Raw genomic sequence first — 13,811 nt, forward strand, 5'->3', positions numbered from 1 at the left:
CCGTTGAGGGGAAACCATTTTCACCCCGCCAACGTCTTATGGATGATTCTGGTAGAGGAGGAGAGCCATGTCCCGAAAAAACCTGGTCTGGTGGGTCTTAACCGCTCTGATGGTGATCGGAGCGGTGGTGCTGGTCGAGCGGGTGGTGTACTATGCCAATCTGCCGGGGCGCCTGCCTCAGCAGGAAATTGTGGTCGTCGGGCAGAATCGTTTCATTCCCGGTACGCAGGCAGCCCTGCACCTGCAGGTGCGGGATACCGTCAGGGGTAACCCCATTCCCGATGCCGAGGTGAGCCTTGCCCTGCGTCCGCGCGGCGGCGGCAAAGCCCTGACACTCTTCAACGGCAGAAGCGATGCCAGCGGCGTGGTGGAAGCCACTTTCAATGTGCCGCTGGTGGATTCCCCCGAGCAAACTCTGCTGATTACCTCCAGAAGCCCTCAGGGCAGGGATCAACTGGAGCAGTCGGTGACTGTGGAGCGCGAATACCGCATCCTGCTCAGCACCGATAAGCCCCTTTACCAGCCCGGGCAGGTGATTTATCTGCGGGCGCTCGTGCTGGATGCCTTTGATCTGCGCCCGGCAGTGGCGCGCGAAATGACCCTGACCATTGCCGATGGCAAGGGCAACAAGGTCTTCCGCAAGACCCTGACCACCTCATCCTACGGCGCGGCATGGACGGAGTTTCAACTGGCAAATGAGGTCAACACCGGCGAGTACAAAATTACCGCTCAGATGGGCAACACCATCAGCGAGAAGACCGTGCGTGTGGAGCGCTACGTCCTGCCAAAGTTCAAAGTGGAGATGCAGACGGAGCGGGCGTACTACCAGCCCGGTCAGCGGGTCAGCGGGACGTTGACGGCGCGGTATTTCTTTGGAAAACCCGTCTCCGGCGGCGAGGTGCGCCTGGAAGGCTACACTTTCGACGTTCAGCGCAACACCGTCTTCACCCTGGAGGGCGTCACCGATGACCAGGGACAGTACGCCTTTGAGTTTGACCTGCCCGCTTACCTGACCGGAAGCGAGTTCGAGGGCGGCATGGCGCGCTTCTACCTGCAGGTTACCGTCACCGATGGAGCGCGTCACGCCGAGACTGCCAGCCTCTCCCTGCCGGTTAGCGCCAGCGGGCTGGTGGTGGACATGGTTCCCGAGGGCGGTTTTGTGCGCGCCGGTCTGGAAAACATCTTTTACCTGTTTACCCGCTATCCCGACGGCACCCCTGCTCAGGCGACCGTGCAGGTGACCTTTACCGACAGCAACACCACCTTCACCGTCCAGACCGATGCCTACGGGCTGGGCGAGGTGCGCGTCATTCCCCCGCATCCGTATGTGTACGTGACCCTGCAGGCGCAGGATACCCGCGGCGCGACCGCTTACCGCGAGGTGGGCTTTGAGGGCGAGTGGAGCGGTGAGAGCATCCTCCTGCGCCCGGACAAGCCCGTCTATCGGGTGGGCGAGACCATGAATTTGAGCGTCTTCAGCACGCAGGCGCAGGGCACGGTCTATCTGGATATTGTGCGCGGCGGGCAGACCATCAGCACGCGCAGTGTGCAGATTGAGAGCGGGCGCGCCGGGGTGGCGGTGGATCTCTCCGCCGATATGTACGGCACGCTGGAAGTGCATGCTTACAGGATTCAGCCCTCCGGAGCCATCACCCGCGATACCCGTCTGGTGGTGGTGGATCCCGCCAGTGACCTGAACCTTGCCATCCAGCCCGGGAAGGATACCTACCGACCCGGCGAGGATGCGCAACTGGATGTTCAGGTAAGCGGTGCCGATGGCGCAGGGGTTGCCGCGGCGCTGGGCATTGCCGTGGTGGACGAATCGGTGTTTGCACTTGCCGAGCAAGACCCCGGCTTTGCCCGCCTGTACTTCCTGCTAGAGTCCGAAATCCTCACCCCGCGCTACGACCTGCACGGCTACACCCTGCCCGACCTGGCGTACAGCCAGCGGTTTGAGCAGGTTTCGCCGACCCTGCGCCAGGACGTGGAGCGGGCGGCGCGGGCTTCACTGGCTGAGGCGGTGCGCGTGGGCGGCAAGAGCGCCTTCACTCTGGTGGCATCCTCGCGCCAGCAGAATCTCAACCGCGCGGCGCAATTGCAGGCAGCCTTCTTTAACCGATTGAGCAGGGTGATCTTCCCCGTCTTCCTGCTCGCCGCCGCGGGGGTGGTCTTTGGCGTGACCTGTGCGCTGGCGCAGGAGAAACGCTTCTGGCGCAGTCTCTTTACCGCGGCGGGCATTCTGCTGGGTCTGTTCCTGCTGATCATGGTCATCCCCTGGGGAGGGGCTTTCTGGAGCCCTTCGCCCGGCGAGTCGCTGATGCGCTTTCTGGAGTTCCTCTTCTCCGATCTGGAAATGGGGCTTCTCCTCATCCTGTTGCTGGGCGGGGTGGGGATCTTGGGAATGGCAGGCGTTGCCATCCGCCACCGCAACTGGACGCTGGGTGGTACAATCCTGCTCACCGCGCTGACCATTCTGTCCTTCCTGGGATCCCTCATCGCGGTGCGTTTCAGCAATCGCATTCCCTCCGATGCCTGGCTCATTGCCGCGCTGATTGCCTTCCTGTTGATGATCTTCAGCCAGTGGGTGCGCGTGGCAGGCTTCCTCTGGGAGCGCGCCTTTGTGCCGGCTCTGTTTGGGCTGGCGCTGGCGCTTTCTCTCACCGTTGGGTGGGTGCCTCTGGGCGTGCTCCTGGCAGGTGGTGCGGCGATGGCGCCGGCGCCCGCGGCGGAAGATTTTGCCGGTCCCATGCGCCGGGAGGCGCTGGGGGCTGTGCCGATGCTGGCGCCCCAGGCTACGGCGGTTCCTTCCATGGTGGTGGAGGAAAAAGCCGCTGGCGGGGAAAGTGCTCAGACCGCTCAGCAAGCCCCGCGTCTGCGCCAGTACTTCCCCGAAACCATGCTGTGGATTCCCGATGCGGTTACCGACTCCAGCGGATTCCTGCGCCTCAACTTCCCCGTCGCCGACAGCATCACCACGTGGCGGATCACCGCGCTGGCATCCAGCGCCGATGGCAGGCTGGGCAGTGTGGATGCCCCCCTGCGTGTCTTCCAGGATTTCTTCATTGACCTCGATCTGCCGCTGGCACTGACGGTGGGCGATGAGATTGCCGTGCCGGTGGGTGTGTACAACTATCTGCCCGAACCGCAAACCGTGCGTCTGGTGCTGGAACCAGCTGGGTGGTTTGACCTGCTGGATGAGCCGGAAAAAAGCATGACCATTGGCGCCAACGAGGTCAGCGTGGCGTACTTCCGCATCCGCGCCAGAGATTTTGGCTATCAACCCTTCAAAGTGACGGCTTACGGCTCACGTCTCTCCGATGCCATCCTCAAATCGGTGCAGGTTTATCCCGATGGCAAACCCATCCGCCTGAGCGCGTCCGATCGTCTCGAGGCGGACAAGCCCATCCGGCAGACTTTCTTCTTCCCGCCCGAAGCCATCGCCGGCACGCAGAAGGTGCTGGTCAAGGTTTATCCGGGTGTGTTCAGTCAGGTGGTGGAAGGGCTGGATAGTCTCCTGCGCATGCCGTTTGGGTGCTTTGAGCAGACTTCTTCCATTACCTACCCCAACGTGCTGGCGCTGGATTACCTGCGCACCTCCGGGCAAACCGCTCCCGAAGTGGAATTGAAAGCCGAGGAATACATCAATCTGGGCTATCAGCGCCTGACCACGTTTGAGGTGGCGGGTGGCGGCTTCTCGCTGTTTGGCAACCCGCCTGCTGATCGCATGCTGACTGCCTACGGCTTGCAGGAATTTGCCGACATGGCGCGCGTTCATCCGGTGGATGATGCCCTGGTGCGCCGCGCCGCTGAGTGGCTGATGAGCCAGCAGTCCGGCGATGGCTCGTGGGAGAACGACCGCGGTCTGGTGCATGAAAACACCTGGCAGTCGTTGGGCAATGACCGCCTGCCGGTGACCGGTTACGTGGTGTGGAGTTTGATTGACGCCGGATTTGAGCGCGAAACCGCCGTTCAGAAAGGGCTGGCGTACCTGCGCGATCACCTCGGCGAGGCGAAAGACCCCTACGTGCTGGGCCTGGTTGCCAATGCGCTGGTCTCCGCCGACCGCACGCAGGGTGAGGGCACCGGCACTGCTACCCGCGCCGCGCTGGATGCGCTGGCGGCGCAGGCGCAACGCTCCGGTGGGCAGGTCTTCTGGCAGAGTCAGGTTGCCACGTTTACCGGCGCAGAAGGGCAGACCGGCAGTATTGAGACTACGGCGCTGGTGGCGCTGGCAATGCTGCGCGCGCAGGAATACCCCGACCTGACCAGCGGCGCGCTGGCATATCTGATTGCGCAAAAGGATTCCTTTGGCACCTGGCACAGCACGCAAGCCACCGTGCTCTCGCTCAAAGCCCTGCTGGAAGCCATGCGCACGGGCGGCGATCGGGTGGATGCACGCGTCACCATCACCCTCAACGGCGGGCAGGTACGCACCCTGCAGGTGACGCAGGACAACTTCGACGTGGTGCAGATGGTGACGTTTGAGGATGTGCCCCTTGGGCGCGAAAATGCAGTGGACATCCGCGTGGAAGGGCAGGGCAACCTGATGGCGCAGGTGGTGGGCAGTTACTATCTGCCGTGGAGCGCGATGAGCCGCTACCCTGATCTCTTCCCGGTGGGTGAAGGGCTGGATTTACAGGTGAGTTACGACCGCACCGAGTTAAGCGTGGATGACACCGTCACCGTGCAGGTTTCTGCCACCCTCCAGCCTGCCGGCGCACGTGCCGAAGCGGTGATGCTCGACCTGGGCATTCCCCCCGGCTTCAGCGTGATGACCGAAGACCTGGACGCGCTGGTGACGCGCTACGGCGATGTACTGCCTTCCGAGACGCGCCTGGAACGCTATGAACTCACCGGTCGGCAGGTGCTGGTGTACCTTACCGGCATGAAGGGCGGCGAACCCTTCACCTTCAGTTACCGCCTGCGGGCGCGCTTCCCCCTGCGGGCGCAGGCGCCCTCAGCGCTGGCATATGATTACTACAACCCGCAACAACAGGGCGAACTGCCGCCGCAGTTGCTGGTGGTCAACCCGTAATCCTTACAACCGCTGACGGCTCAATTCCCACGGCGAGTCGCCGGGGTGCAGGGGACGCAGGCGCAGGCGGAAGTAGTGGGCTTCCGCCTTCACCTGATCGCGCTCCAGCCTGCCGGGACCGCACGAGGCGCTTCCCAGACCGGAGTGGAACGGATCCAGATGCAGAATGACTTCGGGCACGCGGGTTAATTCGTGCGGGTGGCGAGCGCGGGTCAAATCGTCCACAGTGAAGTGGTGAGCGCTGAAGAAGAAAGGTGCTTCGGCGCAGGCGCCCAGCCCTTTCCCGTCCTCATTGCGCAGGCACACCCAGCGCACCTCACTGCGGGTGCCGTTTTCCTGCGGAACCACGTAGGGGACAAACAGATCATCCACGCTCATCTCGTACACCCCTACGCGGGCGCTTTCCTGACGGTCGCTGTAGGCTTCGTGCGCACCGCGCCCGTACCACTGCACCCGTTCCAGACCGGGCTGAAGTGCCATTTCGATGCCCAGGCGCGGCAGGAAGGGCAGTCCGCTCACCGCCGGCGCAAAGTCCACCTCGATGAGCAGGTCGCCGCTGGTGTAGAAGGTGTAGGTGGTGGTCAGGTCAAAGGCGGCGCGCGGCAGGTACACATCGCTCACCCCGCGGGAGAGCAGTTCCTGCACGTCGTAAGGCAGGCTCTGTCCGCGCTCCAGCAGGAAGGCGCGGGCGGTTTCCAGCAGGTCAGCGATGCGCCCGTGTTGTGCCATCACCTGTACCAGTGCCTGGGTGCGGGCGGGCTTATCTGGCGCTTTCGGCACTTCCTTTTCCATTCCCACGCGGGCAATCAGGGCATCCAGCGCCGCCTCGTCGAAGTACACGTTTAAGCCGTTCTGGAACAGGCGCAGGCGCTGTTCGGCGGTTTCAAAGGGCGGCAGGTTGACGTGATCCGGCACCGCCAGGCGCGAGTGCACCACCATGCGGGCGCTGTACGGGCTGAGGATGCGGAAAAGCACCTGCGAGACGGTTTCCTCCAGTTGATCGTACCCCGAGGCGCGCCAGCGCAGGGCGGCGCGTTCCTCGCCCCAGGTGTTCAGGTCGTTTTCGGTGGGTGCCCGCCAGATCTGCACCCGCGGGCTTTGCGCCAGCAGTTCGCGCCCCTCAATTTGCAGAGAGACCAGTCTGCCTGCGGCGCGGTCGAGGCGCGCCGTTGCCGCGCCGCCGTTGAGGGTCACCAGCGCTCCATTTTCTTGGACGGTCAGCGCGGGCATTTTCTCCAGCGGCACCGGGATGGCGGCTTTGCGCGGAATGGGCAGGGCAATCTGCTCCCATGCCACTTCGTGACCGGCAGGTGCCCAGGGTTCGTCTTCCTTCAGGCGGAAGGATACCTCCAGCCAGACCTCATGCTCGCTTTCATCGGGCAGGGCGTCCAGCGGCAGGGTGATCTCGCGGCGTTCGCCGGCAGGCACGGCAGGGGCGGGCATTTCTCCGCGCTGCCAGACCTCACCCTGACTGATTACCTGCCAGTGCAGGGTCAGGTGGCTCAGGTCGCGGAAGGCGTAGCGGTTGCGCAGGCGCAGGCGTCCCTGCAGGGCGTCCACGGCTTCCACCCGCACCGGCTCATAGACCTTTTTGACTTCCCAGTAGGCGGGGTGCGGGGTGCGGTCGGGGAAGACAATGCCGTTACAGCAGAAGGAAAAGTCCGAGGGGGCGTCGCCAAAATCGCCGCCGTAGGCATACCAGCGCCGTCCGTCGGGGGTGGTGCGCTCCAGTCCCTGATCCACCCAGTCCCACACAAAAGCACCGCACAGGCGCGGGTAGGTCTCGATGATGTCCCAGTAGTCCTTCAGGTTGCCGGGGCTGTTGCCCATGGCGTGGGCGTACTCGCACAGCACAAAGGGACGGGTTTCGCCGGGGGCAGTGGCGTACTCCACCAGTTGATCGAGGCGCGGATACATGGCGCTGAGGATATCCAGGTAAGGTTCATTGCGCGCCGATTCGTAATGCACCGGTCGGGTGGGATCGTGGGTGTGAATCCACTCTGCCAGCGCGGCATGATTTTCGCCGTAGCCCGATTCGTTGCCCAGCGACCAGATGATCACCGAGGGGTGGTTGCGGTCGCGAATCACCATGCGGCTTCCCCGTTCGAGGAAAGCGGTGCGCCAGGCGGGGTCTCTGGCAAAGCGATCCCACAGACCGTGCGATTCGATATTGGCTTCGTCAATCAGGTACAGACCGTATTGATCGCACAGGTCGTACCAGCGCGGGTCGTTGGGGTAGTGGCTGGTGCGCACCGCGTTGATGTTGGCTTGCTTCATTAAGAGGATGTCCTGAATCATCGATTCCACGGTGATGGCATGTCCGCTTTGCGGCAGGTGCTCGTGGCGGTTGACACCGCGCAGGATGATGGGACTGCCGTTGACGAAGATTTTACCGTCCATCACCTCCACTGTGCGGAAGCCCACCGGATGGCGCAGGACTTCCAGCAGGTTGCCCTGTCCATCGCGCAGGGTGAGGATGAGGGTGTAGAGGTTGGGCGTCTCCGCCGTCCACAGGGCGGGTTCGGGCACATCGTCGGAGAGTACGAAGGTTTCTTCGGCATCGCCGAGCAGGTCAAAGGTGGCGGAGCGCACCCACCCGTGCGCGAGGTTTCCGCTGGAGTCGTACAGGCTGGCTTCCAGCGTCAGTCCCTGGAAGGAATGCGAAGTGTAGTTTTTAAGGAAAAGGGTCACTTCCAGACGGGCGTTGCGGTAAGCGCCGTCCAGCGGGGTGTGGATGACGAAATCGCGAATGTGCGCCGGGGGGAGCGCCATCAGGTACACATCGCGGAAGATGCCGGAGAGGAACCACATGTCCTGATCTTCCAGGTAACTGCCATCCGACCAGCGGAAGACGCGCACCGCCAGGGTGTTCTCGCCCTCTTTGAGATAGGGGGTGATGTTGAACTCGGCGGGCAGGCGGCTGTCTTTGCTGAAACCAATTTTCCTGCCGTTGAGGTAGACATAGAATGCCGAATCCACCCCTTCGAAAACCAGGAAAATCTGGCGCTCGCGCCATGTTTCCGGTACGGAAAAGGTCAGGCGGTAGGAGCCGGTCTCGTTGGTATCGTGGGGTACCTGCGGACAGCGGCTGGTGTCGAAGGCGTAATTTGCCGCCAGGTAGCGAGGGATGCCGTATCCCAGCACCTGCCAGTTGGAAGGCACGGGAATCGTATCCCAGCCAGAATCGTCAAAGGCGGGGTCTTCAAAACCGGGTGGGGCTTGTTCAGGGGTAGGGGAAAAGAGGAACTTCCACGAACCGTTTAGCAAGAGGAAGTAAGGACTGCGTTCGCGATCATTGCGCAGTGCGTCCGATACGTCGGAAAATGGCAGAAAAGCGGCGTGCATGGGTTCGCGATGGATGCCCTGCACGGCGGGGTTCTCCCAGTCGTTCAAAGGTGCCATGAATGCCTCCTGTTTCGTGCATCACGGGTAATTGTACATGAGGAAGGCAGGAAGGGGGAGTGCCCTGGTGACAAAAGTCCTATCTCTTTGGGAAAAAAGGTGTTATTAAATATAAAAAATTCGGGAGCAGAGCGTAAAGTGGAAGAAAGGTGCCGCGCGGACGGGCGCCGGGATCTGCTCCCGGGAAACTGGCACTGCATGGATGCAGTCATTCTTTTGTGGGAGGTGCAAGGATGAACCCGTGGAATATTCTGTCTTTCATGGCGCTGGGGTTCACCATGGGGAGTATCCCCTTTGCCTATATTCTGGCAAGGGTCTTTACCGGTAGAGATGTGCGCGCCATTGGTGATGGCAACCCCGGCGCGGCAAACGCCTGGAAAGCAGGCGGATGGCGCATCGGCTTGCTGGCGGTTTTCTTTGACCTGTGCAAGGGCTTTCTGCCGCTCTTTCTGGCACAGCGCGCCGGTTTGAGCGAGTGGGCGCTGGTTCCGGTGGCGCTCTCACCCATTCTGGGGCACGCCTTACAGCCGTTCCTGCAGTTCCGCGGGGGCAAGGCGCTGGCGGTCAGCGGGGGGGTGTGGCTGGCGTGGATTGGTCCGCGCGTCTTCCCCATTTACGCTTCGCTCACCCTGCCGGTGCTGGCGCTTCAGGAAGAGCACGCCTGGGCGGCGTTTTCGGGTACGCTGGCACTGCTGGCGTATGCCCTCTGGCTGGGCACCTCGCCCGCGCTGATCGTCTTTGCCGCTCTGAACATGGTGCTCATCGGCTGGACGCACCGTCGTGAACTGGCGCATGCCCCCCGCCCGAGGGCATGGGTGGGACATTTGCTCTCCCGGAGGGAGGTATGAACGGCGTACCCCTGTTGCCTTTCTTTGAACATTCCCCTCAGATGGTGCTTTTTTTCCTGACGCTGGGGGTGATCATTGCGCTGTCGAACTTCTTTCTGGTGCGCCGCCTGAGCGATTATCCCGCCCCGAAGCGGTTTCCGCGCGTCTCGGTGCTGGTTCCAGCGCGAAACGAAGAGAACAACATTGAAGCCTGTGTGCGATCCCTGCTGAAACAGGATTACCCCGATTACGAGGTGCTGGTGCTGGACGATCATTCCACCGACCGCACCGGCGCCATTCTGGAGCGGCTGGCGGGTGAATTTTCCCATCTGCGCGTGCTGAAGGGTGCGCCCCTTCCGCCGGGCTGGTTTGGCAAGCACTGGGCATGTCATCAACTGGCGCAGGCGGCGCAGGGCGAACTGCTGCTCTTCACCGACGCCGATACCCGCCATGCCCCTGCCATGCTCCGCCATGCGGTGTCTGCCCAGATGGCGGAAGACGCCGACCTGCTCACCGCATTTCCCTATGAGGAAACCCTCACCTGGGGGGAGAAACTCATCATCCCGGTGATGGGGTTTGGCATCTTTTCGTTTTTGCCGGTGGCGCTGGCACAAAAACTGGGCTGGCGCGGGCTTTCGGTAACTATCGGACAGTTCATGCTCTTCCGCCGCTCGGCGTTTGAAGCCATCGGCGGGTTTGCCGCCGTGCGCGATCATGCTGTGGATGATGTGGCTTTAGGACGGCGGATTCTGGAGCAGGGCTTCCGCTGGCGCCTGCTGGATGCCACGGATGAGGTGCATTGCCGCATGTACCACAATTTCCGTGAGGCGGTGGACGGCTTTACCAAAAACGTCTTCGCTTTCTTCGATTACCATGTCCTTCTGTACGTGCTGGCGTGGATGTGGGTGACGGTCTGTTTCCTCGAGCCGCCGCTGGCTCTGCTGGGGTCTGCACTCCACCTTCCTCTGACCGATTTTCCCCCTGCGCTGGCGCAGGTGGCGGTGGTGGAAACGCTCTTCCTGTGGGTGATTGCCGCCATGCGCTTCCGCTTTCCGCCGGTGGTCATCCTCTTCTACCCGGTGAGCATTGCGCTCTTCGTGGGGATTGCCGTGCGTTCTTTTGTCTTCACCCTGCGGGGGCAGGCGGTGTGGAAAGGGCGCACCCTTTCCCGTCCTGCCCTGCGATGGTGAAAAAACTTGAAGGAAAGGCTGACTGGCAAAGGGTCGCCGGGCACGCGCGAAAGACGCCAGCGCGTGCCCTTTTTTCTGGACAGATTAAAAAAATAACAATTTCATCACTAAATCAAGAAAACATATAGAGATTATGGTAAGATTGGCATGTTTGTTCCCTCTCGTACCTGTGTAAGGGAGTTGCATGAAAATTCGGTTGTTCTTATTATGTTTGTTGTCGATTCTGCTTTTACCGGTTCTCCCTGCCCACGCCATCGCTTCCCCCGAATCTTTACCGCCCCGCTTTCAACGAATCAGTGTGGATGAAGGATTGTCCAACGCCGCCGCCATGTGCATCCTGCAGGATCGCGATGGCTTCCTGTGGGTTTGCACGCAGAACGGCTTGAATCTGTACGATGGTTACCGCTTCACCGTTTTCCGCCCCGACCCGAAAAATCCCTACAGTCTGCAGTCCAGCATTGTGCTGGCGGGTGTGGAGACACCCGACGGCATGCTGTGGTTCGGTACCGATGGCGCCGGGCTGGCGCGCTACGACAAAGCCCTGCGGCGCTTCATCCATTACCGCCACGATCCCGGCAATCCGCGCAGTCTGCCCAGCGATTCGGTCTGGTCGCTCTTTGTCGATTCGCAGGGCACGCTGTGGGTGGGTTCCCGCGGCGGCTTGAGCCGCTGGGATGGCGAAGATCAGGGATTCACCAACTTCCTGCCCACCCCGGCAGATTCCCGCCCGCTGAGCAAGTGGGTTCTGCGCATTGGCGAGGACTCGCGCGGCGCTCTGTGGGTGGGTACGCGCTACGGTTTAAACCGCTTTGACCGTCAGTCTCAAACCTTTTCCGTGTTTCTGCCCGACGCGCAAAAACCGGGCACCATCTCCAGCGAACAGGTCTGGGCAATTTATGAGGACAGCCGGGGTACGCTGTGGCTGGGCACCCGCTTTGGTGGTCTGGTGCGCTTCGACCCCGTCACTGAGACGTTCACCGCCTACCGCCGCGACCCCGCCAATCCCGCCAGTTTGAGCGACGATACCGTGTGGGACATCCTTGAAACGCCCGACGGCATGCTCTGGCTGGGCACCGAGAAGGGCGGGGTTAACCGCTTTGACCCGATTACCGGTACGTTTGAAGCCTTTCGCACATCCATAAATAACCCGGAGAGTTTAAGCAGTGATGATATCTACCGCCTCTTTCTGGATCGCTCGGGGGTGCTGTGGGCAGGCAGCCGCAACGGCGGTTTAAACAAACTCTCACCTGCCCGTCAGCGCTTCACGCTGCTGAAAGCCCAGCCGGGCGACCCTCATGGACTGAGCACCAGCAATCTCTTCGCGCTGTGGACGGGCGGCGACGGCATTCTCTGGGTGGGGACACAGGGCGGTGGGTTAAATAAGGTCAATCGCCGTACCGGCGAGGTGACCGTGTACCGCAACGACCCCCTCAACCCCGGCAGTCTGGGCGGCGATACCATCACGGCTTTTTATGCTGCCGACCCCGACACGCTGTGGATTGCCACCAGCGGCGGCGGCTTGAGCCGCATGGAAATCCCTTCGGAGACCTTTACCACCTACCTGCGCAACCCCGACGATCCCGCCAGTCTGCCCAGCAACTTCTTAACCTCGATGGTCCCCGCCGGGCAGGGGAAGTTCTGGCTGGGCACGCTGGGGTTTGGTCTGGTGCTGTTTGACCCCGCTACCGGACGGGCGCAGACTTACCGTCATCAAGCCGATCAGCCCGCCTCGCTGATTGACGACACCGTCAACGTGCTTTTGTCCGATGGCAATCGCGGGCTGTGGGTGGGCACGCACCGCGGCGGACTGGATTATCTGGATTTTCAGAGCGGCGAGTTCCGGCATGCCCTGCACGACCCTGCCAACCCCTTCAGTTTGAGCGACAACACCGTGTTTTCGCTGTACCGCGACCGGCAGGGCACGCTGTGGGTGGGCACGTTGAGCGGCTTGAACCGCTACGATCCTGCTCTGCCCGGCTTTCGCGCCTATCACCTTGCCGATGGACTGCCCAATGAGACGGTTTACGGCATTCTGGAAGATGAATCGGGCTATCTCTGGCTCAGCACGGCGCGCGGGCTGGCACGGCTGGACCCTGTCAGCGGGGAAGTGCTCACCTACACCCTTGAGGATGGGTTGCAGAGCAATCAGTTCAACCAGTACAGCGCTTTCCGTGCTCCTGATGGCGAACTGCTGTTTGGCGGTCCGGGCGGCTTGAACGCTTTTTACCCTGAACAACTGACGCGCAACGAAACGCCCCCTGCCATTGTCTTCAGCGGTTTTTCGCTCTTTAACCAGCCCTTGCCGGTGGGCGGCGAAGTCCTCCCGCAGGACATCAACACCCTCACCGAGATTTCACTGCGCTACGACCAGAACGTCTTTTCCATCGAGTTTGCCGCGCTGGATTACCAGAACCCTGCCCAGAACCGCTACCAGTACAAACTGGAAGGCTTCGACCGCGACTGGCTTCCCGCCGGAGAGCATCGTTCTGCTACCTACACCAATCTCAACCCGGGGACGTACACCTTCCTGGTGCGCGCTTCCAATAACGACGGCGTGTGGAGTGAGAAACCGCGCGCCGTTCATATCGTTATCCGTCCGCCGTGGTGGCAAACGCAGGCGTTTTACCTTCTGATGCTGGCGGCGCTGGGGGGACTGGTGGTGGGGATTATCCGCTGGCGCACTGCGGAGATGCGCCGCCGCACGCGTGAACTGGAACACGCTGTAGAAGATCGCACCCGCGAGTTGAGCGGAACCAACCAGAAACTGGAAGAGGAAATCAGGGAACGCATCAACGTTCAGCGCGAACTGGAGTACCTGGTGAGTACCGACCCGCTGACGGGCGTGTATAACCGGCGCTTCTTCTTTACCTCGCTGGATGAGGAATTCGCTCAGGTCTCACCGCCTGAGCGCCGCCGCTATGCCGTTATCCTGCTGGATGTGGATCACTTTAAGAATATCAACGATCAGCACGGGCATCTGGTTGGCGATCAGGTGCTGGTAACGGTAGCCGACATGTTACGTAAGTATGTGCGCACGAGTGACATCGTCGCCCGGTATGGAGGAGAGGAGTTCGTCATCTACATGCCCGAAACCACTGCGGGTGAGGCGCGCTCGGTTGCCGAGCGCATTCGGCGGATGATTGAGGAACAAACCCGCTACCTGCATGGCTTTGCCGTCACCGTCAGCGTGGGGGTTGCGGTGAAAGCCCTCAATGAGGAGGTGCGCTTCGATGAGGTGCTTCGGCGCGCCGATGCCGCTCTGTACGCCGCCAAGCACCGTGGGCGCAACTGCGTGGTGCTGGATGGGGAAAAGAAAGGGGAGGGGGAGACAGAGTCGTCCCAGGCAGGGGGATAGAT

5 protein-coding genes are annotated in these 13,811 nt (G+C 61.7%); 4 read left to right on the plus strand and 1 reads right to left on the minus strand.

Annotation, left to right across the window (positions count from 1 at the left end; all coding sequences use genetic code 11):
• Nucleotides 1–67: 67 nt before the first annotated feature.
• Nucleotides 68–5,035, plus strand: coding sequence for an MG2 domain-containing protein (locus LHF31_RS08330; protein WP_298007851.1), 4,968 nt, complete (start codon nt 68–70; stop codon nt 5,033–5,035).
• A 3-nt stretch (nt 5,036–5,038) separates the two neighbouring features.
• On the opposite strand, the gene LHF31_RS08335 is transcribed toward LHF31_RS08330, so the two are convergent.
• The gene (locus LHF31_RS08335) at nt 5,039–8,437 is read right to left on the minus strand and encodes a glycoside hydrolase family 2 TIM barrel-domain containing protein (protein WP_298007853.1); all 3,399 of its coding nucleotides are present in this window, start codon (nt 8,435–8,437) and stop codon (nt 5,039–5,041) included.
• Between the two features lie 233 nt (nt 8,438–8,670).
• Here LHF31_RS08335 and LHF31_RS08340 point away from each other — a divergent pair, with 233 nt between their 5' ends.
• The 3 genes from LHF31_RS08340 (at nt 8,671) to LHF31_RS08350 (ending at nt 13,809) form a co-directional block, all read left to right on the plus strand.
• Entirely contained in the window at nt 8,671–9,285 is a 615-nt protein-coding gene (locus tag LHF31_RS08340; protein ID WP_298007856.1) for a glycerol-3-phosphate acyltransferase, read from the plus strand.
• Entirely contained in the window at nt 9,282–10,454 is a 1,173-nt protein-coding gene (locus LHF31_RS08345) for a glycosyltransferase (RefSeq protein WP_298007858.1), read from the plus strand. Before LHF31_RS08340 ends, LHF31_RS08345 begins: the two co-directional genes overlap by 4 nt.
• 184 nt (nt 10,455–10,638) lie before the next feature.
• Nucleotides 10,639–13,809 (plus strand): two-component regulator propeller domain-containing protein, encoded by a 3,171-nt coding sequence (locus LHF31_RS08350; RefSeq protein ID WP_303774108.1) that lies wholly within the window; start codon nt 10,639–10,641, stop codon nt 13,807–13,809.
• Nucleotides 13,810–13,811 lie beyond the last annotated feature (2 nt).

This window comes from Anaerolinea thermophila (assembly GCF_020723905.1).
In the GTDB taxonomy this organism is placed as follows: Bacteria; Chloroflexota; Anaerolineae; order Anaerolineales; family Anaerolineaceae; genus Anaerolinea; species Anaerolinea thermophila_A.